18 protein-coding genes are annotated in these 20,994 nt (G+C 69.2%); 10 read left to right on the top strand and 8 right to left on the bottom strand.

Annotated features, from left to right (window positions below; genetic code table 11):
- Positions 1-17 precede the first annotated feature (17 nt).
- Complete coding sequence (gene carD / locus FOH10_RS29000; RefSeq protein WP_019931623.1) at positions 18-506, bottom strand: RNA polymerase-binding transcription factor CarD; 489 nt, start codon at positions 504-506, stop codon at positions 18-20.
- 317 nt (positions 507-823) lie between these two features.
- Between carD and FOH10_RS28995 the strand changes: the two genes are divergently transcribed.
- From FOH10_RS28995 to disA, 3 genes are all read left to right on the top strand, one after another.
- Positions 824-1,498, top strand: coding sequence for a copper chaperone PCu(A)C domain-containing protein (locus FOH10_RS28995; protein ID WP_029925253.1), 675 nt, complete (start codon positions 824-826; stop codon positions 1,496-1,498).
- A 222-nt stretch (positions 1,499-1,720) separates the two neighbouring features.
- Positions 1,721-3,121 carry a DNA repair protein RadA gene (gene radA / locus FOH10_RS28990; RefSeq protein ID WP_039808985.1) on the top strand — a complete coding sequence of 467 codons (1,401 nt, stop codon included), beginning with the start codon at positions 1,721-1,723 and terminating at the stop codon, positions 3,119-3,121.
- A complete protein-coding gene (gene disA / locus FOH10_RS28985) occupies positions 3,121-4,278 on the top strand; it encodes a DNA integrity scanning diadenylate cyclase DisA (protein ID WP_081871992.1) in 1,158 nt (385 codons plus the stop codon). The genes radA and disA overlap by 1 nt, the downstream gene beginning before the upstream one ends.
- A 40-nt stretch (positions 4,279-4,318) precedes the next feature.
- On the opposite strand, the gene FOH10_RS28980 is transcribed toward disA, so the two are convergent.
- Positions 4,319-4,978 carry a DUF4232 domain-containing protein gene (locus FOH10_RS28980; protein ID WP_029925258.1) on the bottom strand — a complete coding sequence of 220 codons (660 nt, stop codon included), beginning with the start codon at positions 4,976-4,978 and terminating at the stop codon, positions 4,319-4,321.
- 153 nt (positions 4,979-5,131) lie between these two features.
- Positions 5,132-5,755 (bottom strand): carbonic anhydrase, encoded by a 624-nt coding sequence (locus FOH10_RS28975; protein ID WP_143983062.1) that lies wholly within the window; start codon positions 5,753-5,755, stop codon positions 5,132-5,134.
- Between the two features lie 267 nt (positions 5,756-6,022).
- Between FOH10_RS28975 and FOH10_RS28970 the strand changes: the two genes are divergently transcribed.
- Positions 6,023-6,892 (top strand): HhH-GPD family protein, encoded by an 870-nt coding sequence (locus FOH10_RS28970; protein WP_143983061.1) that lies wholly within the window; start codon positions 6,023-6,025, stop codon positions 6,890-6,892.
- 361 nt (positions 6,893-7,253) lie between these two features.
- Here FOH10_RS28970 and FOH10_RS28965 read toward each other — a convergent pair whose 3' ends face one another.
- From FOH10_RS28965 to kstR, 5 genes are all read right to left on the bottom strand, one after another.
- Complete coding sequence (locus tag FOH10_RS28965) at positions 7,254-8,132, bottom strand: metal ABC transporter permease (protein WP_143983060.1); 879 nt, start codon at positions 8,130-8,132, stop codon at positions 7,254-7,256.
- The gene (locus FOH10_RS28960) at positions 8,129-9,037 is read right to left on the bottom strand and encodes a metal ABC transporter ATP-binding protein (protein ID WP_143983059.1); all 909 of its coding nucleotides are present in this window, start codon (positions 9,035-9,037) and stop codon (positions 8,129-8,131) included. Before FOH10_RS28960 ends, FOH10_RS28965 begins: the two co-directional genes overlap by 4 nt.
- Before the next feature lie 130 nt (positions 9,038-9,167).
- On the bottom strand, positions 9,168-10,139 hold the full coding sequence (locus FOH10_RS28955; protein WP_143983058.1) for a metal ABC transporter solute-binding protein, Zn/Mn family: 972 nt from the start codon (positions 10,137-10,139) through the stop codon (positions 9,168-9,170).
- Positions 10,140-10,313: 174 nt separating this feature from the next.
- Positions 10,314-12,896 carry a trehalose-phosphatase gene (otsB, locus tag FOH10_RS28950; protein ID WP_143983057.1) on the bottom strand — a complete coding sequence of 861 codons (2,583 nt, stop codon included), beginning with the start codon at positions 12,894-12,896 and terminating at the stop codon, positions 10,314-10,316.
- A 278-nt stretch (positions 12,897-13,174) separates the two neighbouring features.
- Positions 13,175-13,822 (bottom strand): cholesterol catabolism transcriptional regulator KstR, encoded by a 648-nt coding sequence (gene kstR / locus FOH10_RS28945; RefSeq protein WP_039808991.1) that lies wholly within the window; start codon positions 13,820-13,822, stop codon positions 13,175-13,177.
- A gap of 122 nt (positions 13,823-13,944) precedes the next feature.
- Between kstR and FOH10_RS28940 the strand changes: the two genes are divergently transcribed.
- The 6 genes from FOH10_RS28940 to FOH10_RS28915 are packed head-to-tail and all read left to right on the top strand — an operon-like array spanning position 13,945 to position 20,918.
- Positions 13,945-16,104 carry an acyl-CoA dehydrogenase family protein gene (locus FOH10_RS28940; RefSeq protein WP_143983056.1) on the top strand — a complete coding sequence of 720 codons (2,160 nt, stop codon included), beginning with the start codon at positions 13,945-13,947 and terminating at the stop codon, positions 16,102-16,104.
- Positions 16,105-16,132: 28 nt separating this feature from the next.
- Positions 16,133-17,200 (top strand): acyl-CoA dehydrogenase family protein, encoded by a 1,068-nt coding sequence (locus tag FOH10_RS28935; protein ID WP_143983055.1) that lies wholly within the window; start codon positions 16,133-16,135, stop codon positions 17,198-17,200.
- Positions 17,185-18,354, top strand: a complete 1,170-nt coding sequence (locus FOH10_RS28930; RefSeq protein WP_143983054.1) for an acyl-CoA dehydrogenase family protein — start codon at positions 17,185-17,187, stop codon at positions 18,352-18,354. The genes FOH10_RS28935 and FOH10_RS28930 overlap by 16 nt, the downstream gene beginning before the upstream one ends.
- Before the next feature lie 10 nt (positions 18,355-18,364).
- On the top strand, positions 18,365-19,306 hold the full coding sequence (locus tag FOH10_RS28925; protein WP_143983053.1) for a bifunctional MaoC family dehydratase N-terminal/OB-fold nucleic acid binding domain-containing protein: 942 nt from the start codon (positions 18,365-18,367) through the stop codon (positions 19,304-19,306).
- The gene (locus FOH10_RS28920; RefSeq protein WP_029925280.1) at positions 19,303-19,719 is read left to right on the top strand and encodes a MaoC family dehydratase; all 417 of its coding nucleotides are present in this window, start codon (positions 19,303-19,305) and stop codon (positions 19,717-19,719) included. Before FOH10_RS28925 ends, FOH10_RS28920 begins: the two co-directional genes overlap by 4 nt.
- Positions 19,716-20,918, top strand: coding sequence for a lipid-transfer protein (locus FOH10_RS28915; RefSeq protein WP_244961417.1), 1,203 nt, complete (start codon positions 19,716-19,718; stop codon positions 20,916-20,918). Before FOH10_RS28920 ends, FOH10_RS28915 begins: the two co-directional genes overlap by 4 nt.
- Positions 20,919-20,994 lie beyond the last annotated feature (76 nt).

Here is a 20,994-nt window from a genome sequence, read left to right as displayed (position 1 = left end):
GCGCGATGTATTCACTGTCAGGAGGCCGCCGCGAGAACCTCGTCGAGCAGGGTCTCGGCCTTGACATCGTCGGTGCCCTCGGCGAGAGCCAATTCACCGACAAGGATCTGACGGGCCTTGGCCAGCATCCGCTTCTCGCCAGCGGAGAGGCCGCGGTCCTGCTCCCGACGCCACAGATCGCGAACGACCTCGGCAACCTTGTTCACATCGCCGGAGGCGAGCTTCTCGAGGTTGGCCTTGTAGCGGCGAGACCAGTTGGTCGGCTCCTCGGTGTGCGGAGCACGCAACACCTGGAAGACCCGATCGAGGCCTTCCTGACCGACCACGTCGCGAACGCCGACATATTCAGCGTTCTCGGCGGGAACCCGAACGGTGAGGTCGCCCTGTGCGACCTTCAGGACCAGATACTCCTTCTGCACACCCTTGATGGTGCGAGTTTCGATAGCTTCGATCAGCGCCGCTCCGTGGTGGGGGTAAACGACGGTGTCTCCGACCTTAAAAATCATGTGTCCCGTGCCCCTTTCGATGTTCACAGTTTAACATGCGACTCGGTAACGGCGCGATCAACGATGCAGGTCAGGGCCACAACTAGGCGGCGGCGGGGGTTGACAGAACCGATTGAGTGTGCATCTGCGTTGTGCCATAAGGAGATACCGGCCACACGTGTTCGCGCGTTCATCCCTTGGCGCATCACGCAATTCCGCATCCGCGTGTGAGCGAACCGCGACACCGCCCCCGCGCGAGGCGCCGGAAGTCGCCCACTACTCTCTTTGACTACTACTCTCCATAGTGGAGTGAGCCCGGTCGACATGGAGGACAACCCGTGACTGCCCTGAAAGCCACCACAGCGTCGAAACCGCGGCGTGCCGCGACACTGATCGCACTCGCTGCGGGCGCGGCGCTCGCGTTGACGGGCTGCAGCGCCGGCCAGATCTCGCAGACGGCGGATCAGGTCGCCGCCGTCAACGGCAACAGCGCCGACGTCGGCAAGATCGCGCTGCGCGATGTGCGGATCCTGCTGCCGCAGTCGGCGGAGTACGACAACGCCAAGGGCGGCAAGGCGCTGCTGGCGTTCAGCGCCATCAACCTCGGCGAGCACCAGAGCGACACCCTGGTCAGCATCGAGGCCCCCGACCTGGGCACCGTCCAGATCGACGGCAAGGTGGAACTCGGTCCGCAGTCGACCGTGGTCGCGGGCGAGGCCGCCGGCGCCGGTGACTCGCACGCCGATCCCGCGCACTCCGACGACGCGCACGGCGCGCCCGTCGCCGAGGCGCCCGCCGACGAGGTCGCCGACCCGGCCGCCGACCCGCTGAAGATCGAGATCACCGGCCTCCAGCAGGACGTCACCGCGGGCCTCACCTACCCGGTGCGCTTCAACTTCAAGGAGAACGGCACCGTCCTGGTGAACGTTCCGGTCGACGCGGGCGTCGAGCTGGAGCGCGCCGTCACCGACAAGTCGCGTTCGGGCGAGGGCGGCGGAGGCGGCGGCCACTGAGCCATCCCAGCGTATACATCGGCCGGTCCGCACCAAGTGCGGACCGGCCGTCGTATTCGCGCCGGATGCCCGTGCCATCGCCGATCTCGCTGGCGGCAGTTCTGCTCGGGGCCGCGCTTCGGACCCCGGCATCACCCGTTGCCGGGCGCGCGATCGAGTCGCCGGGAGACGTGCGGGCGCGGCGGGGGCGGGACTGTCGGGGCGCGTTATTAGGCTGCCCGCGTGGCCAAGGTGAAAACGCTGTACCGCTGCTCCTCCTGCCAGCACGAGGTCGCCAAGTGGGTGGGCCGGTGTCCGGAGTGCGGCGGCTGGGGCACCATCGACGAGGTCGCCGCGACCTCGACGGCGGCGGCCGTGGGTCGCCGGGCCATGCTGCCGAGCACCGCGGCCGCGCCGATCTCCAGTATCGATTCCAAGACGACGCGGGCCCGCTCCACGGGCGTGTCGGAGCTGGATCGGGTGTTGGGCGGGGGCATCGTGCCCGGTTCGGTGGTGCTGCTGTCGGGGGAGCCCGGGGTGGGCAAGTCCACGCTGCTGCTCGAGGTGGCGCACCGCTGGGCGCGGCAGCGTGACGAGAAGTCGCTGTACGTGACCGCGGAGGAGTCCGCCGGGCAGGTGCGCCTGCGCGCCGACCGCACCGATGCCGTGCACGAACGGGTCTACCTCGCCGCCGAATCCGATCTCGCCACCATCTTCGGCCATGTGGATCAGGTGAAACCCACACTGCTGGTGGTCGATTCGGTGCAGACCATGCTGGCCGCCGACGCCGACGGCGTCATGGGCGGCGTCACCCAGGTCAAGGCGGTGACGGCGGCGCTCACCTCGATGGCCAAGGCCAGCGGCATCGCCGTGCTGCTGGTCGGCCACGTCACCAAGGACGGTGCGGTGGCGGGTCCGCGCACGCTCGAGCACCTGGTGGACGTGGTGCTGCAGTTCGAGGGCGACAAGCACTCCACCCTGCGCATGGTGCGCGGCATCAAGAACCGTTTCGGCTCCACCGACGAGGTGGGCTGCTTCGAGATGCGCGAGAGCGGCATCGCCTGCGTGGACGACCCGTCCGGGCTGTTCCTGCACCACCGGGGCGTGGCGGTGCCCGGTACCGCGGTCACGGTGGCCATGGACGGCAAGCGCCCCATGCTGGGCGAGGTGCAGGGCCTGACCGTGGACACCCAGGTGCCCGCGCCGCGCCGCGCGGTGAGCGGGCTCGACTACAACCGGGTCGCCATGGTGCTGGCCGTACTCCAGAGCCGCTGCGGTCTCTACGTGGGCAAGCAGGATGTGTACGCGGCCACCGTCGGCGGTATGCGGCTGGCCGAACCGGCCGCGGATCTGGCGGTGGCCCTGGCCATCGTGAGCGCGCACCAGGATCGGGCGTTGCGGCCCGGCATGGTGATCCTCGGCGAGGTCGGACTGGCGGGGGAGGTGCGCCGGGTGGCCGGGCTGACCAGGCGGCTGGCCGAAGCCGAACGGCTCGGCTTCACCGAGGCGCTGGTGCCGCCGGGGGTGGACCGCGCCGGACGCACCATGACCCTGCGCGAGGTCTCGGACCTGGGGTCGGCCATCGCCGCCAGCGGACTACGCCGTCGTCGGGCGAAGGCGCCGGTCGAGGCGGTCGGCGACTGATGGCCGGGCGGTGGGTGAGCGGGCTGCTCGGTCGCTCGAATTCCGCTGCGGCCGGGGACGGTTCGGCAGCGAGCGCGAATGACGGCGCGGCGCGGGACAATTCCGCGAACGCGCGCCGCGATGTGCTCTCGCGATTCGTGCCCGGCACGCAATTGCGGGACGGGATCGATCGAATTCTGCGGGGCCGCACCGGTGGATTGATCGTGCTCGGTTACGACGATCGGGTGGAGCGCATCTGCGACGGCGGATTCGAATTGGATGTCGAATTCGCGCCGACCCGGCTGCGGGAATTGTCGAAAATGGATGGGGCGGTGGTGCTTTCCACCGACGGCACGCGAATTGTGCGCGCCAATGTGCATTTGGTGCCCGATCCGGCGCTGCCGACCGTCGAATCCGGCACCCGGCACAAGGCGGCCGAACGCACCGCCGCGCACACCGGATATCCGGTGGTGTCGGTGAGCCGCTCCACCGGCCTGGTGACCGTGTACGCGCACGGCGACCGATATCTGGTGGAGGATTCGCCGCTCATTCTGTCGCGCGCCAATCAGGCCATGGCAACCCTGCAGCGCTACCGGGCCCGCTTGGACGAGGTGACCCGGCGGCTGTCCGCGCTGGAGATCGAGGACTTCGCCACCCTGCGCGATGTGCTCACCGTGCTGCACTGCCTCGAGCTCATGCGCCGCACCGCGGGCGAGATCGACCAGGCGGTCGCCGAACTCGGCGTCGACGGCCGTCAGCTCGCCCTGCAACTGACCGAACTGGTGGCCGACACCGCGCAGTTGCGGCGGCTGCTCGTCCGCGACTACCTGGTGGCGGAGCGGGCCGGGGAGCCCCGCATCGACCGTGCGCTGGCGCGACTGGACGCGCTCGGCGAGCCGGAGCTGCTCGTGCTGGCGGATCTGGCTCCGCCGCTGGGCTATCCGGCCACCCTGGAGGCCCTGGACACACCGGTGGGGCCGCGCGGCTATCGGCTGCTGGCCGAGATACCCCGGGTCCCGTTCCGGCGGGTGGAACCGCTCGTGGACGCCTTCGGCGGCCTGCGCGGACTGTTGGACGCCACCCAGGCCGATCTGGAAACCGTGGACGGCATCACCCCCGCCACCGCCCGCCGCATCCGCGAGGGCCTGTCCCGCCACGCCGCTGGCGGCGACTGCTGAACCGGTGCCGGCCGCCGTGGTGGCAGGCCGGTGTCGGCGCTCAGGTGATGTTGAACGGCTCCGGGGAGCTGGTGACCGAGCCGAGTTGCGCCACAACGCTGTACGGTCCCGGCGGCACCGGCACGCGCTCGCCCGCGCAATTGGGCTGCGAGGTGGAGCCCGACCAGGTGACGGTGAAGGCGGCCTGCTGACCGGGCTGCAGGGTGCGCACGTCGGGGGTGCCCTCCGGGTAGCAGTCGGTGCTGGCCCACATGCGGCGTTGGCCGTCCAGCGAGGTCACCGCGACCTCCTGCAACCCTGAACCCATATCGCGCTCACAGGCCTCGCTGGAGATATTGGTGATGACGATGCCGAAGACCGGCTGCTCACCCGCCTTGTAGGTGGGCGCGCCGACGCTCACCTTCACCGCGAGGGACTGGTCCGGGCACTGCTTGCCCTGTGCCGCGGGCCCGGCCTCGGCGGTGGCATTGGCCTGGGACTGCGCCGAATCCGACTCCGATGTGTCGGAGGAACTTCCGGCCGCCTTGTTGGTGGCGGCCGTGGTGGTGTCCGCGGCGGCGGAGCTGTCGTCGCCGTCGCCGCGCAGTAGCGCGAAGGCCAGCCAGAGCACCAGTGCGAGGGCGACTACCAGCGCGCCGATCGCGAGCAGTCGGCGACGCCAGTAGATTTCCGGCGGCAGTGGTCCATTCGGTTCCAGCACGGCAACTACGGTAAGGGCACAGTTGGGCGCATCCGGCTCAGGGTCGCGGCGTGTCGGTGGGGAAAAGCCCCTGGGGCCGGGTAGATTTCAGCCCCTTCGGACACCCGACCAGCTTGCGGGGTCCCCACCTGCGCCGAACGTCCGTTCCGGCGGCTAGACGACCTCGCCGATATTGCCGATCACCCGGCGCAGCGTGATCTGTCCTTCGCCGAGCTTGTAGGTGACGCACGCGATGGCGCACTCACCGGCGGCCACCCGCTGCGAGATGACCATGGACCGCTGCATGAGCAGGCGCGCGGTCTCCTCGACGTGCCGCGCCTCCAGGTCGTCCACCGTCTCCAGCCCCTCGCGGCGGCCCAGCAGGATGGACGGCGTGACCCGCTCGACCACGCTGCGGATGAAGCCGCCGGGCACATTGCCGTTGTCGAGGGCGTCGATGGTGGCGCGCACCGCACCGCAGCTGTCGTGGCCGAGCACCACGATGAGCGGCACGTTCAGCACCTGCACGCCGTACTCGATGGATCCGAGCACCGAGCTGTCCACCACGTGTCCGGCCGTGCGGACCACGAACATGTCGCCGAGGCCCTGGTCGAAGATGATCTCGGCGGCCACGCGGGAGTCACCGCAGCCGAACAGGATGGCCTGCGGGTGTTGCCCGGCAACCAGCTTGGCGCGATCGGCGGCTCCCTGGCTGGGGTGCAGCAGATTGCCGTTCACGAAACGCTCATTGCCCTCGCGCAGGGCTTTCCAGGCACTGATCGGATTGGATTGCGGCATGTGTCCCATTCTCCACATCGCATGGGTTACCGGCGAGTCCGCGACGTTACGGCGCGGCAAACACCCCCTTGCGCCCGGCCGCCACCGGCCGTGAGCACCCCGCCGACCTGTACTTCGGCGACTGCGGCAGCGTGATGGGACCGGCGCGAAGGGCGCGTGCGATCGGTCCGCGCCCGCCCGCACCGGGCACGGATTCGTCGGCGGCGGTGACTACCATCGCGTGGCGTCGGATGTCCCGGCTCCGACGGGCCGGGAGGAGGGCGGGAGATGGACAGCGACGCACTGGTCGAGTGGTACGAGCAGACCGCGCGGGATCTGCCGTGGCGGCGGCCCGAGGTGACCGCGTGGCAGATTCTGATGAGCGAGATCATGCTGCAGCAGACGCCGGTGGCGCGGGTGGAGCCGATCTGGCGGGAGTGGGTGGCGCGCTGGCCGGTGCCCTCGGCCATGGCCGCGGCGTCCCAGGGCGAGGTGCTGCGCGCGTGGGGCAAGCTCGGCTATCCGCGGCGGGCGCTGCGGCTGCACGAATGCGCCCAGGCGCTGGCCCGCGACCACGGCGACGAGGTGCCCGCGGATGTGGACGTGCTGTTGGGGCTGCCCGGGATCGGCGCGTACACCGCCCGCGCGGTGGCCTGTTTCGCCTACGGGCAGCGTGTGCCCGTGGTGGACACCAATGTCCGCCGGGTGGTCGCCCGGGCCGTGCACGGCCGCGCCGAGGCGGGCAATCCCGCCGCCCGCGACCTGGTCGAGACGGAGGCCCTGCTGCCGGTGCGGGTGGACCGCGCCGCGGTCTTCTCGGCCGCCCTCATGGAACTCGGCGCGGTGGTCTGCACGGCCCGCAACCCCGACTGCGACTGCTGCCCGCTGCCGTCGTGCGCCTGGGTCGGCGCCGGGCGACCGGCCTCGGACGTGGTCCGCAAGGTGCAGAAGTACGAGGGCACCGACCGCCAGGCCCGCGGCCGCCTCATGGACGTGCTGCGCGCCGCCCACGGCCCCGTCGAACGCGTCCGGCTGGACCTGGCCTGGACCCGCGATCCGGGCCAGCGCGACCGCGCCCTGGACTCGCTGCTGGTGGACGGCCTCATCGAACAGACCTCCGACGGCCTCTTCGCCCTGGCGGGCGAGGGCGGGGACTGAGCCCCGGCCGCAACCCCGGGGCCGACCTCATCGACGGTCGGCCGCCTCACTCGGTGGCGATGTCGGGCCTCGATCACCGACAGGTCGGTGATCGTTCGGCCGACAGCGATGGGCGCTCAGGTGCATGTGCTTCCGTGCACGCACACCCTCCGCGACGCGACGAGGTGGCGTCGTCGCGGAGGGTGCGCGTCGGCGCGATCCGCTGCCCCTCATGCGGCGGATCGCGAGTCTCGGGGCCTGGAGCTTCGGGCGGGCGGAAGACCGGCGCGGCCCGTGAGACCGCCAGCCAGCGCCGCGCTCGGCATCTTCGGATGTCGATCCGCTCGGCGGAGAGCCGCCGTTGTCCTTGCGCCGCGGCGACTCAGGCCGGGACGAGCGCCCGTCCGCGAGTTCTGGTGCGGCGGCCGACCATCCGGCAGATCACGTAGATCGCGAACGAGATGGTGGTGACGAAGGTCGAGATGGGCACACCGGGAGCCAGCGAGAGCAGGATGCCGCCGACCGCCGCGACCTCAGCGAACACGATGGACAGCACGGCGGCGTGCGCCGGATTGGCCGTCAGCTGCGCCGCCGCGGCGGCGGGCGTGATGAGCAGCGCGAGCACCAGCAGCGCCCCCACGATCTGCACCCCGAAGGCGGCGGTGATGCCGACCAGCACCGCGAACACCACGGCGAGTGCGCGCACCGGAACCCCGCGCGCCACCGCGACTTCCGGATCGGTGCTGGCGAACAGCAGTGGGCGGTAGACGAATCCGAGCACCACCAGCACGCCCGCCGTGCAGGCGGCCAGCAGTCCGAGCCCGGAATCGCCGACGCTCACCACCTGCCCGGTGAGCAGCGAGAATTTCGACCCCGCGCGCTCGGGCCCGAGCCACAGGAACAGCACCGACAGACCCAGTCCGAACGACAGCACCACCGCGATCACCGAATCGCGTTCGCGCGCACGGGCACCCAGCACCCCGAACAGCACGGCCGCCACCACCGACCCGGCGATGGCCCCGAAGCCGACCCCGATCCCGGCCAGCAGCGCCGCCGCCGCACCGGTGAGCGACAGTTCGCTGGTGCCGTGCACCGCGAAGGACATCTGGCGGCTCACGATGAGCGGCCCGATCGCGCCCGCGAGCAGGCCCAGCAGCGCCGCCGCCAGCACGGCCTGCTGCACGAAGTCGTAGGACAGCAGATGCGCGGTGGTGGAGAAGTCGAACATCTTGGCGAAGACGTCGGCGAGTTTGTCGTTCACGCGCGCACCTCGCCGTCACCGTGGCAGTGCTGCGCTCCGGCCGCGCCGAGCGCGTCCATGGTGTCGCCGGTGCCGACCACCACCAGGCGGCCGCGCACCCGCAGCACGTCCACCTCGGTGCCGTAGAGCTGCGAGAGCACCTCGGTGGTCATCACCTCGTCGGGCGGGCCGATCCGGAATTTGCCGTCCACCAGGTACAGCACCCGATCCACCAGCGGCAGCACCGGATTGATCTCGTGGGTCACGAACAGCACGGCGGTGTCGTGGGAGCGGCGGCGCTTGTCGATGAGTTCGGAGACCAGCCGCTGGTTGGCCAGGTCCAGGCTGAGCAGCGGTTCGTCGCACAGCAGTACCCGGGGGTCGCCGACCAGGGCCTGGGCCACCCGCAGCCGCTGCTGTTCGCCGCCGGACAGCACGTCCAGCGGGGCGTCGGCGAAGTGGTCCGCGCCCACGTCGGCGATGGCGGCGGCCACCTTGCGCCGTCGTTCCTTGCGCCCGCGCAGGCCCAGCCCCCAGCGGTGCCCGTCCACGCCGAGTCCGATCAGGTCGACCCCGCGCAACTGCACGCCGGCGTCGATGGTCTTCTGCTGCGGGATGTAGCCGATATCCGGATTGCCCGCGCGGGCCGGACCGCCCGCGATCTCGGCGGTCCCGGCCGACAGGCCGAGCTGGCCCAGCAGCACCTTCAGCAGTGAGGTCTTGCCGGAACCGTTGGGTCCGAGCACGGCGATGAACTCGCCGGGCGCGATTTCCAGATCGAGCCCGTCCCACAGCGTGCGCTCCCCGAACGCCAGCCGGGCCGCCGTCAGCCGCACGGCCGGGGTGCTGGTCGGCGATGCCGTGCCGCCGAGGCTGTCGCCGACCGGGCCGCTGGGAGAAACCACGCTGTTCACAGGGGTATTCATGTCGTCGCCCCGTCCATTGATTCCCGTCGCCCGGTCAGCCCGGGGAGCCGAGGTGGAAGCGTCCATTATCTCTTCTCCGATCGCGACGTTGGCGGACATGGGGACGGGCGGACGGCTTCGCCAGCTGCGATCAGCTCAGCGCCTTGGCCAGGGCCTCGGCGTTGCGGGTCTGCCACTGAATGTAATCCAGGCCCTCGGGCAGGGTTTCGGTCACCTCGACCACGGGGATGCCCGCCGTCTCGGCCATGGCCTTCAGCTCCTTGGTGGTCTTGTCCTCGGTCTGGATGTTGTAGATCAGGGCCCGGACCTGCTTGCCGGTGAGCAGGTCGCGCACGGCGGCCACCGACGCCGGGGACGGATCGGTGCCCTGTTCGACGGCTTCCTGGAATTCGTGCGGGGTGCGATCGTCGGCCTTGGCGTCGAGCAGCAGGTAGTACGCGAGCGGCTCGGTCTGTACGACCGGCGTATTCGGGTGTTCGGCGGCGATGCGCTCGATGGTGGTCTCGATGGCCGTCAGTTTGTCGTTGAAGGCGACGGCCCGGTCGGCGTAGCTCTGCTTGTTGTCCGGGTCGAGCTCGCCGAGCACCTCGGCGATGTGGTTGGCGACCTCTCCGGCGACGTGCACGTCGTACCAGACGTGCTCATTGCCGTCACCGTGGTCGTGCCCGTGCTCGTCGGCATGCTCGTCGCGGTGCTCGTCGGGCTTCGCCTCGGTCGCGGCGGGAGCATCGTGGGCGTGCGGGTCCTCCCCGGCGACCTCGACCGCGTTGACGGTCCTCTTGTCCTTGCCGGCGATGGCCTTGTCGATGAACTCGTCGTAGCCGCCGCCGTTGTAGACGATCAGATCGGCGTCGCTGATCTTGGCGGCCTCGACCGCGGTGACCTCGTAGGAGTGCGGGTCGGCGCTCGGGTCGGAGATCAGCGACTCGATCTCGATATCGGGCCCGGCGACCTGCTCGGTGATGTCTCCCCAGACATTCGTCGAGGCCACGATGGTCAGTTTCTCGGGATCGTCGGAGCCGGTCCCGCAGGCGGTGAGGGCTGCGGCGGTGGCGACACCCACGGCGATTCCGGCGAGGCGAACTGCGATTTTGCTTGTCACGCGGGGTACTCCACTTGCACTGGCTCAAAACGGAAACGATTTCCATTTAAATGTAGCGCACGGTGTCGGACACTTCCGCATCGCGGCCGTCGGTTGTGTCCGGCGACACCGCGGACAATGCGCGAGACCCCCGCGGGCGGGTTGCCCGCGGGGGTCTCGACCAGCTCCGGCCGGTTATGTCTGCGGGGCCAGCACCGCCGCCACCGGCTGGCTGAGCAGCTGGGCGCAGCGCAGCAGGCCCAGGTGGCTGTACGCCTGCGGGTGGTTGCCGAGCGAGCGCTCGGCCACCGGGTCGTACTCCTCGGAGAGCAGACCGGTCGGCCCCGCCACGTCGACCAGCTGGGCGAACAGCGCCTCGGCGTCCTCCCGTTTGCCGATGAGCAGATACGCCTCGACCAGCCAGGCCGCGCACAGGTGGAAGCCGCCCTCGCCGCCGGGCAGACCGTCGTCGTGGTGGTACCGGTACACGGTCGAGCCGCTGCGCAGCTCCGCCTCGGTGGCCACCACGGTGGCGTGGAAGCGCGGATCCGACGGTTCGATCAGTCCGCTGAGCCCGATGTGCAGGGTGGCGGCGTCCAGATCGGTGCCGTCGTAGGCCGCCGTGTAGGACTGCACCTCGTCGTTCCAGCCCTCCACCTTCACCTCGTCGGCGATGGTGTCGCGCAGCTTCTCCCAGTCCGGGTCCAGCGGCCGCCCGAACTGCCGGGCCAGGGTGATGGCCCGGTCCGCGGTGAGCCAGCCCATGACCTTGGAGTAGACGTGGTGCCGCGGATTGCCGCGGATCTCCCAGATGCCGTGGTCGGGTTCGCGCCAGCGCCGCTGCACGGCCGAGACCATGGCGACCACGAGCTCCCAATCCGCGTCGGGCAGGGCCTGACTCGGATCGGTGATGCCCTTCTTCTCGCGGGCATGCGCCAGCTGTGAGATGAGGTCCACGATGGGGCCGAACACGTCCAGCTGCACCTGCATATTCGCCGCGTTGCCGACGCGCACCGGCCGCGATCCGGCATAGCCGGGCAGCTGGTCGATGACGGCTTCCGGCGGCAGCGTCTCGCCGTAGAGGGTGTACAGCGGGTGCAGCCGCTCGGGGCCGGGCAGTGTTTCCAGCACCCGGTGGGTCCAGGCGAGCAGTTCCTCGGCCTCGTGCAGGGAGCCGAGCGAGACGAGCGCCGACGCGGTGAGCGAGGCGTCGCGCAGCCAGCAGTAGCGGTAGTCCCAGTTGCGCACGCCGCCGATGTCCTCGGGCAGCGAGGTGGTGGCCGCGGCCAGGATGGAGCCCGACGGCGCGTGCACGAGTCCGCGCAGGGTGAGCGCGGACCGCTTCATGAGGTCGGGTTTCAGCGGCGGCAGGTCGAGTTTGCCCGCCCAGTCCTTCCAGTACCGCTCGGCTTCCCGTCGCCGGTCCGCCTCCGGTGTCATGGCGGGTGCGAGATCGGAGGTGCCGCATCGCATTTCGAGCACGATTGGCCCGTTGCGGGGATCGACCACGGCGCGCGCGGTGTGGTGGATGCCGTCGTCGACGATCTCCCACTCGATACCGGGGGAGCGCAGCACGATGGGATCGTTGGTGCCCTGCACCCGGATTCCGCCGGCCTGGCGGATCAGCTTGACCGGCACCTGACCGAATTCCGGTCGCGGCGCGAAGGTCACGACGGCTCGCGCGTCACCGGTGATGACGCGGGTCAGGTCGGTGCGTTCGGGTACCACGTCGTGCGGCAGGTAGTCGACGACCTGCAAGCTGGCCCAACGGGTTTCGACGGTCATGGTGCCGTCGATGTAGCGCTGCGACAGCGGCAGTCCGGCGCGCTCCGGCGAAATGCTGAAGTGTCCGGCGCTGAATCCGCCGAGCAGGTGCGCGAACACCGCCGCGGAGTCCGGCTCGGGGTGGCACAGCCAGGTGATGGTGCCGTCGGGGGTGACCAGGGCCTTGGATCGAGGGCTGGCCAGCATGGTCAGCCTTTCGATTCGGGGGGCGGAGGCACCGGCCAACCACGTGCGGCGCTCTTCCAGCAGGAAGGCCAGCGCCTTGGACACCGTCTCGGTATTGGCGACATGGTATTTGGCGAGGCTCTCGCCCTCGCCGACCTTGATGCCGACATCGGGTCCGGAGAGGCGCTTGAACGCCTTCTCGTCGGTGACGTCGTCGCCGATGAACACCGCCGCGGACGCGCCCTGCTGATGCCGGACGATATCCAGGGCCGCGCCCTTGTCGGTTTCCACCACCGCGAGTTCGATGACCTCTTTGCCCTCGGTGACCTGGATGCCGACCCAGCTGGCGGGACCCTGGCGCACCTGAACGAGGGCCCGGCGCCCGATTTCCGGGCTCGCGTTCCGGACGTGCAGGGCCACGCTGGCGGGTTTGATCTCGACGGTGACGCCCGGGTTGTCCTGGGCGATCTGGGTCAGGGTCGACTGCACTTCCTGCAGTAACTGTTTGGCGTCGTTGTCGATGGCGTGCACGAAGCCGACATCGAACTCCGAGCCGTGGCTGCCGATGAGCTGCACCTCGACGGGCAGCCGCGACAGCGCCGCGAGATCACGGAGCGCACGGCCCGAGATCACGGCGGCGGTGGTGCCGGTGAGTCCGGCGAGAGCGCGCAGGGCACTCACCGACTCCCGATGGGGATAAGCCTTCGCCGGGTCGGAGACGATCGGGGCGATCGTCCCGTCGTAGTCCGATGCGACCAGCAGCCGCGGCACCCGCGCGACCGCCGCGAGTGCCCGGCGAAGTTCCAGTGGCAGATCCTGTGCGCTCACGCATCCAACCTAGTGATCGGAGGAGAAATTTCAGGGCGCGAGAAACTCTACTGGGTGCTGATTGCCCACATGTTGGGGGCGTGATACATGGCGTTTACATTCGGGCGAACTGTCCCGGATGCGCGCTGTGAACGCCGGTTGGCTACTCGTGAGTCACTCCGCGGCAGCGGCTTTCACCTGCGAAAACGCGGCGGTCCGGCGCGGCGGTGAGATATGCCACGCCGGACGGGTCGCAGTCGAGGTTGCTGGCCGCGATTGATTAGCTGGACGTGTCAGGGCTACTTGCCGTCGCCGATGAGCAGGTCGACGGTCAGCTCCAGCCGCTCGGTGACATCGGTCGCCGAGGCGCGCCGGGTCAGCCACGCCACCAGATTCGACATCCACACATCGGAGATGACGCGGGCGATGGCCAGCTGGCGGTCGGTGGGGGTGTCCTCGGCCAGGGCGCGAGCGAAGAACCGGTCCATCACCTTGCCGACCCGGTCGACCTCGGCGGCGGCGGAGGCGTCGGCGAACATGAAGGCGCGCGTCATGGCCTCGGTGAGCAGCGGATCGCGCTGCATGGCCCGGGTCACCTGCTGCAGCATGAGGTGCATGCGCTCCTGCGGGGTGTCGCCCGGCAGCGGTTTGCGCTTGCTCTCGAACTGCTCGAATTCCCGCGCCAGCGCGGAGACCAGCAGGTGCACCTTGGACGGGAAGTAGCGGTACAGCGTGCCGACGGCGACGTCCGCTCGTTCGGCGACCGCGCGCATCTGGACCGCGTCGTAGCCGCCCTTGGAGGCCAGCGCCATGGTCGCGTCGAGGATGCGCTTGCGCCGGTCACGCTGGGCGGCCGAGCTCAGGTCGTCCTCACTGAGCGTGGTCACCGGCGCGGTGCGGCTGGCGGCAGCCGGTTCGGCGGCCTGCGATCGGGAGGGACTGGCCATCGGTTGAAAGTCCTTTCCTTACGAGTTCGTACCGCGCCCAGGCGACGTCTTGACTTACGCCCGGCTCGAATATTAGAACATGTTCTAGGTGTGGGAGTCACGCCGGAAAGGCGGTATGGAGTGTGACCATCGCCACCACTGACGAGCATAAAGCCGTCCAGGAGTCGATGCGCGGATGGGCCGCCGCGATGCGCCCAATTGCAACAATGCGGACCGGCGCGCCGGACTATTGGCGCGAATACTGGTCGCGCCTCGCCGATCTCGGAATATTCCGGGTCGCGGTGCCCGAGGAGACGGGCGGTGCGGGCGGAACGGTCGGAGATCTCGCCGTGCTGGTGGAACAGGCGGCGCATGATCTTGTCGGCGGTCCGGTTCTCTCCACGGCATTGGCTGGACTCGTTGCCGGGGAGACGCTCGACGAGAATACGCCGTGCGGCGTGGCTCTCGGGGGCGAAATCGAGATATCGGCCGGTGAAACGGATCTCACCCTCACCGGGGAGTGGGACGTTGTGATCGGTGCCGCACCCGGTACGGCCGTGCTGGTCCCGGTGCGTACCGGTGACCGCGGCCGATGGTGTCTGCTCGACGCCGACGCGGCGGGATTGCGGGTGGAGCCGCTGGAACCGCTGGACCACAGCACTCCTCTCGCTCGCGTCGTCTGCGCGAATGTCACCGTCGCGCCGGAAAAGATCTTCTCGCCGCGCGAGAATGTACTCGATCTGGCCGCCGTGCTGGTGGCCGCCGAAGCCGCCGGGATCGCCGGCTGGTGCCTGGAAACCGCCACCGAATACGCCAAGGTGCGTGAGCAATTCGGTAAGAAGATCGGCGAATTCCAAGCGGTCAAACACATCTGCGCGTGGATGCTGTGCCGTGCCGAGCAGATTCGCGCGGTGGCCGCCGACGCCGCCGACGCGGTCGATACCGGAAGTTCGGAACTGCCGTTGGCCGCCGCCATCGCACTGGCGGTCGCACTGGACGCCGCGGTGGAGACCGCGAAGGACTGTATTCAGGTTCTGGGTGGAATCGGTTTCACCTGGGAGCACGACGCGCACCTGTATTTGCGGCGAGCCGTCGCGCTGCGTCAACTGCTGGGCGGTTCGGCGCACTGGCGGGCGCGGGTCGCGGAGTTGACGCTCCAGGGGCAGCGCCGCACGGTCGGACTCGAACTGGGCGCGGATGCCGCGGTGGCGGGTGAACCGCTCCGGGAGGCCGTCGGTCTGGACGCGGAGCAGGCGGCGGTACTGGCCGCCGAGCTCTCGGGCATCGCCGCGCTGCCCGCGGCGCAGCAGCGAAACGCGTTGGCGGACACCGGGCTGCTGGCCTCGCACTGGCCGCGGCCCTACGGTCGCGGCGCGGGCCCGATCCTGCGCTCGCTGATCGAGGAGCAGATCCGCAAGGCCGGTATCGAACTGCCCGATATCGCCATCGCCAACTGGGCCGTTCCCACCCTGCTGCAATACGGCACGCCGGAGCAGATCGAACGATTCGCGGGGCCGACGCTGCGCGGCGAGGTGGTGTGGTGTCAGCTGTTCAGCGAACCGGAGGCCGGTTCCGACCTGGCGGCATTGCGCACGGTGGCCCAGCGCGTGGACGGCGGCTGGAAACTGCGCGGGCAGAAGGTGTGGACGTCGTTGGCGAAAGAGGCGACGTGGGGAATCTGCCTCGCGCGCACCGATCCCGCCGCACCCAAACACAAGGGCATCAGTTATTTCCTGGTGGAAATGAATAGTCCGGGCTTGGAAATTCGGCCGCTGGTGCAGATCACCGGCGAGGCGAAGTTCAGCGAGGTATTCCTCGATGATGTCTTCGTGCCGGACGAATGCTTGGTCGGACAGCTGGGCAATGGCTGGAAGATCGCCCGCTCCACCCTCTCGGCCGAGCGGGTCGCCATGGGCGGCAAGGGAATCGGCGAGGAACTGGAGGCGCTCATCGCCGCCGTGCCGACCTCCGGACCGGGTGCGGAATTGGTGGCCGATCGCCTGGGCGGACTTGTTTCAGAATCGGTCGCTGGGACTTTGCTGGAAGCTCGGGCAGCGCGCAAACTGCTCAGCGGCGGCGATCCCGGCCCACAATCGAGTGTTCGCAAACTGGTCGGTGTGCGGCATCGGCAGGCGGTAGCCGAATTCGCTGTCGAATTGTCGGGCGTGCCGGGCGCCCTGGAATCGGACGTGGTGAAAGAATTCCTGCTCACGCGTTGTTTGTCCATTGCGGGCGGAACCGAGCAGATTCTGTTGACCGTTGCCGGTGAACGAATTCTCGGGCTGCCTCGCGAATCGCAGTAGCCAGCCACACTCAACCGGGAGCATTGCATTGGACTTCACACGGGACGAGAGCCAGGACGCTGTCGCCGAGGTTGTCGTAAGTTTGCTGGAGCGCGAGAGCGCGCGCGATATCGCGTTATGGCCCACTCTCGTCGACAGCGGGCTACTGGCTGTCGCGCTACCGGAGAAATACGGTGGCGACGGTATGGGACTACTGGAGGTGTCGGCCCTGCTCACCGAGCTGGCCACCGACGCCGTGCAGGTGCCCGCGCTGACCACCTTGGGCTTCGGCGTGCTGCCGCTGGTCGCGGCGGGCGTGCCGGATGCGTTGGCGCAGGAGGTGTTTCCCGCGGTGGCCGAGGGCGCGGTCATCACGGCGGCACTGAACGAGCCGGGCGCGCCGTTCACGGTGAAGCCGGAGACCACCGCGGTCTCCGACGGGACCACCGTGCGCGTCTCCGGGCGCAAGGTGGCGGTGCCCTACGCCGACACCGCGCGCTGGATCCTGATCCCCACCGACAACGGCATCGCGGTGGTGGACGGGGACGCGGCGGGACTCACCCGCACCGCCAACCCCACCTCCGACGGCGTACCGGAGTTCACCCTCGTCCTCGACGACGTAGCGGTACCGGCCGAGCGGCTGCTGCCAGGCGGACTCGCCGAACTGCACCGCTATGCGCTGGCGTGCCTCGGATCGGTGGCCGACGGTCTGCTCAAAGGGGTGATCGCGCTGACCGCCGAACACGTGCGAACCCGCCAGCAGTTCGGCCGGCCGCTGGCCGAATTCCAGGCGGTGGCACAGCAGATCGCGGATGTGTACGTGGTCTCGCGCACCCTGCACGCGGCCGCCGTCTCGGCGAATTGGGCGTTGGCGCAACCAAGCGATTCCGCCGAGCACAACGAACGTACCGATGACGACCTCGACGTGCTGGCCTACACGGTGGCCGCGGAACTGCCCGCGGCCCTGCAGAAGTGTCATCACCTGCACGGCGGCATCGGCGTCGATGTGACTCACCCGCTGCACCGCTACTACTCACAGGCCAAGGACATCGCCCGCTGGCTCGGCGGCGAATCCTTCCGGCTGGACCGACTGGGAGCCAGATGTACATCGAACTGACCGCCGAACAGCGGCGGTTGCGCGACGATCTACGTTCGTACTTCACCGGTCTCGTGACTCCCGAAGAGGAGGCCGAGATGCTGGTGAACCGGCACGGCGACGCCTACCGCGCGGTGGTGCGTCGAATGGGCTCCGACGGCTGGCTCGGTGTGGGCTGGCCGAAGGAGTTCGGCGGCCAGGGCTTCGGGCCGCTGGAACAGCAGATCTTCTACAATGAAGCCGTGCGCGCGGACGTGCCGGTGCCGCTGGTCACCCTGTTGACCGTCGGCCCGGCACTGCAAACCTTCGGCACCGAGGAGCAGAAGCGCACGTTCCTGCCCGGAATCCTCTCCGGTGACATTCATTTCGCCATCGGCTACTCGGAGCCGGAGGCGGGCACCGACCTCGCCGCGCTGCGCACCAGCGCGGTGCGCGATGCCGACGGTGACTGGATCGTCAACGGGCAGAAGATCTTCACCACCGGTGCGCACGAGGCCGACTACATCTGGCTGGCGGCGCGCACCGGCACGGTGGAGTCCCGCCACCGCGGCATCACGATCCTGATCGTGGACACCAAGGATCCCGGCTACTCGTGGACGCCCATCATCACCTGCGACGGCGCGCACCACACCAACGCCACCTACTTCGACAATGTGCGCGTGCCCGCGTCCATGACCGTCGGCGAGGAGAACGGCGGCTGGAAGCTCATCACCACCCAGCTCAATCACGAGCGGGTGAGCCTGGGTCCGTCCGGCAAGATCGAACAGCTCTACGACCGGGTGCGAGAGTGGGCGCGGACGCAGGGTGTGCTCGGCGAGCCCGACGTGCGGCGCGCCCTGGGCCGCCTGCACGCCATGGTGCGGCTGAACGAACTGCTGAACTGGCAGGTGGCGTCCAATATGGAACGCTCCGACGCCGATCCGCGCGATGTCATCGCCGACGCCTCCGCCACTAAGGTGTACTCCACCGAGGCGCTGCAGGAGGCGGGTCGCCTGGCCGAGGAGATCGTGGGCCGCTTCGGCGACCCCGCCGACCCGGCCACCGCCGACCTGCTGACCTGGCTGGACCGGCGCACCAAGCAGAACCTGGTGGTGACCTTCGGCGGCGGCGTGAACGAAGTAATGCGCGAGCTGATCGCCCAGATGGGCCTGCGACTACCTCGCGTCCCCCGATAGGAGTTCCCCTGTGTCACAGAGCTTCACGGCCGACGACATCGTCGCGGCCGCCGAGAAGATCAAGGCGGCGGGCCAGTCCGCGCCGCGTCTGGCCCGTGATCCGGTGAACCAGCCGATGATCAACAACTGGGTGGAGGCCATCGGCGACACCAATCCGATCTACGTGGACGTGGCGGCGGCGCGGGAAGCCGGGCATCCCGATGTGGTCGCGCCGCCCGCTATGGCGCAGGTGTGGACCATGTTGGGCCTCAACGGCGTCCGGCCCGCCGACGATCCCATGAACGCCACCAACGACCTGCTCGACGCCGCCGGGTACACCTCGGTGGTCGGCACCAACTGCGAGCAGATCTACCACCGGTACCTGCGGGTCGGTGAGCAGGTGAACGTGCGCAGCTCGCTGGATTCGCTGGTGGGGCCCAAGCGCACCGGGCTGGGGGAGGGGTGGTTCGCCACCTACCGCACCAGCTGGTACGTGGGCGACGAGCTGGTCACCGAAATGCTGTTCCGCATCCTCAAATTCGCGCCGGGAGCGGCGAAACCCGATCCGGCTGCGGACCTCGCGAAGCGGGTGCGGCCCACCGTCTCCAAGGACACCGAATTCTTCTGGGCGGGAACCAAGCTCGGCGAGCTGCGCATCCAGCGGCGCCCCGACGGCACCCTCCAGCATCCGCCGGTTCCGGCGCTGTGGAAGGACAAATCCGAGCAGACCGACTACGTGGTGGCCTCCGGGCGCGGCACCGTGTTTAGCTTCGTCGTGCATCACGCGCCGAAGGTGCCCGGCCGCACGCTGCCGTACGTGGTGGCGCTGGTCGAACTGGAGGAGGGGGTGCGGATGCTGGGCGAGCTGCGCGGTATCGACCCCGCCGAGGTCGAGGTGGGACTGCCGGTCGAGGTCGGCTTCGAGGCGCTCGACGACGACAACACCGTGCCGTACTGGAAGGCTGTGCGATGACCGCTCTGGAGCCCGCCACCGTGCGGGTCGGAACCACGCTGCCCGAGTTGGTGATTCACGCCGACCCGACCTTCGTGATCAGTTCGGCGCTGGCCACCCGGGATTTCCAGGATGTGCATCACGATCGCGACAAGGCGGTCGAGCGCGGTTCCAAGGATATCTTCGTCAACATTCTCACCGACACCGGCCTGGTGCAGCGTTTCGTCACCGACTGGGCCGGGCCGCGCGCCATCGTCAAGTCCATCGCGCTGCGGTTGGGCGTACCGCTGTACGCGAACGACACCCTGACCCTGACCGGCACCGTCACCGCCGTCGAGGGCGATGAGATCACCATCGAGGTCGTCGGCCGCGACAGCCTCGGCGACCACATCACGGCCAAGGCCGTCATCTCGCTGCAGGAGGCAGTCAAGTGACCACAGCAAGCGGTGGTCGGCCGACCGGCGGACTGAGCGGCCGCGCGGCCATCGTCGGTATCGGCGCGACGGATTTCTCCAAGGATTCCGGGCGCAGTGAACTGCGCCTGGCCGCGGAGGCGGTCACCGCCGCGCTCGCGGACGCCGGACTGACCCCGGCGGACGTGGACGGCCTGACCACCTTCACCATGGACACCAACACCCAGGCCGCCGTGGCCCGTGCGGCCGGCATCCCGAGCCTGAAGTTCTTCAGCAACATCCCCTTCGGCGGCGGCGCGGCCGCGGCCACCGTGCAGCAGGCCGCCATGGCGGTGGCGACCGGTGTCGCGGATGTGGTGGTGGCCTACCGCGCGTTCAACGAGCGCTCCGGAAATCGCTTCGGCCAGTTCGCCACCCACCTGGCCACCGGCAATCCGTCCTCCTCGGGTGTGGACAACGCCTTCTCCTACACCCACGGCCTCGGCACCCCCGCCGCCCAGGTGGCGATGGTGGCCCGCCGCTATATGCACGTCTACGGCGCGACCAGCGCCGATTTCGGCCGCGTCGCCGTCGCCGACCGCAAACACGCGGCCGTCAACCCCGCCGCCCACTTCTACGGCAAGCCGATCACCCTGGAGGACCACCAGTCCTCCCGCTGGATCGCCGAACCTCTGCACCTGCTGGACTGCTGCCAGGAAACCGACGGCGGCGTGGCCCTGGTCATCACCAGCACCGACCGCGCCCGCGACCTCCCCAACAAGCCCGCCGTAATCCTCGGCGCCGCACAGGGTTCCGGCGCCGACCAGTACGTCATGACCAGCTACTACCGCGACGCCCTCACCGGCCTCCCCGAAATGGGCCTGGTAGGCGACCAACTCTGGTCCCAGAGCGGCCTCACCCCCGCCGACATGCAAGCCGCCATCCTCTACGACCACTTCACCCCCTTCGTCCTCATGCAACTCGAGGAACTTGGCTTCTGCCCCCGAGGCGAAGCCAAGGACTTCATCGCCGACGGAGCCATAGAACTGGGCGGCCGCCTCCCCCTCAACACCCACGGCGGCCAACTCGGCGAGGCCTACATCCACGGCATGAACGGCATCGCCGAGGGCGTCCGCCAAATCCGCGGCACCTCCGTGAATCAGGTCGACGGCCTGGAGAACATCATCGTCACCGCCGGCACCGGCGTCCCGACCTCCGGCCTGATCCTCAGCACGAACTGACTCGCTCCAGGCACGTCACGTTGGGCGCTCCAAGCACGAGATCACCAGGGATGCGGTCCGGGAGTACCTCATGCGG

It is taken from the genome of Nocardia otitidiscaviarum (genome assembly GCF_007362295.1).
In the GTDB taxonomy this organism is placed as follows: domain Bacteria; phylum Actinomycetota; class Actinomycetes; order Mycobacteriales; family Mycobacteriaceae; genus Nocardia; species Nocardia otitidiscaviarum.
The sequence above is the reverse complement of the archived record's forward strand: the minus strand, read 5'-3'. Positions and strand labels throughout refer to the sequence as shown.

Coding starts and splice junctions, on each gene's coding strand:
- carD (WP_019931623.1), bottom strand. CDS start 506: ATGATTTTTAAGGTCGGAGACACCGTCGTTTACCCCCACCACGGAGCG.
- FOH10_RS28975 (WP_143983062.1), bottom strand. CDS start 5,755: ATGCCGCAATCCAATCCGATCAGTGCCTGGAAAGCCCTGCGCGAGGGC.
- FOH10_RS28970 (WP_143983061.1), top strand. CDS start 6,023: ATGGACAGCGACGCACTGGTCGAGTGGTACGAGCAGACCGCGCGGGAT.
- FOH10_RS28920 (WP_029925280.1), top strand. CDS start 19,303: ATGACCGCTCTGGAGCCCGCCACCGTGCGGGTCGGAACCACGCTGCCC.
- FOH10_RS28930 (WP_143983054.1), top strand. CDS start 17,185: ATGTACATCGAACTGACCGCCGAACAGCGGCGGTTGCGCGACGATCTA.
- FOH10_RS28960 (WP_143983059.1), bottom strand. CDS start 9,037: ATGAATACCCCTGTGAACAGCGTGGTTTCTCCCAGCGGCCCGGTCGGC.
- disA (WP_081871992.1), top strand. CDS start 3,121: ATGGCCGGGCGGTGGGTGAGCGGGCTGCTCGGTCGCTCGAATTCCGCT.
- kstR (WP_039808991.1), bottom strand. CDS start 13,822: ATGGCCAGTCCCTCCCGATCGCAGGCCGCCGAACCGGCTGCCGCCAGC.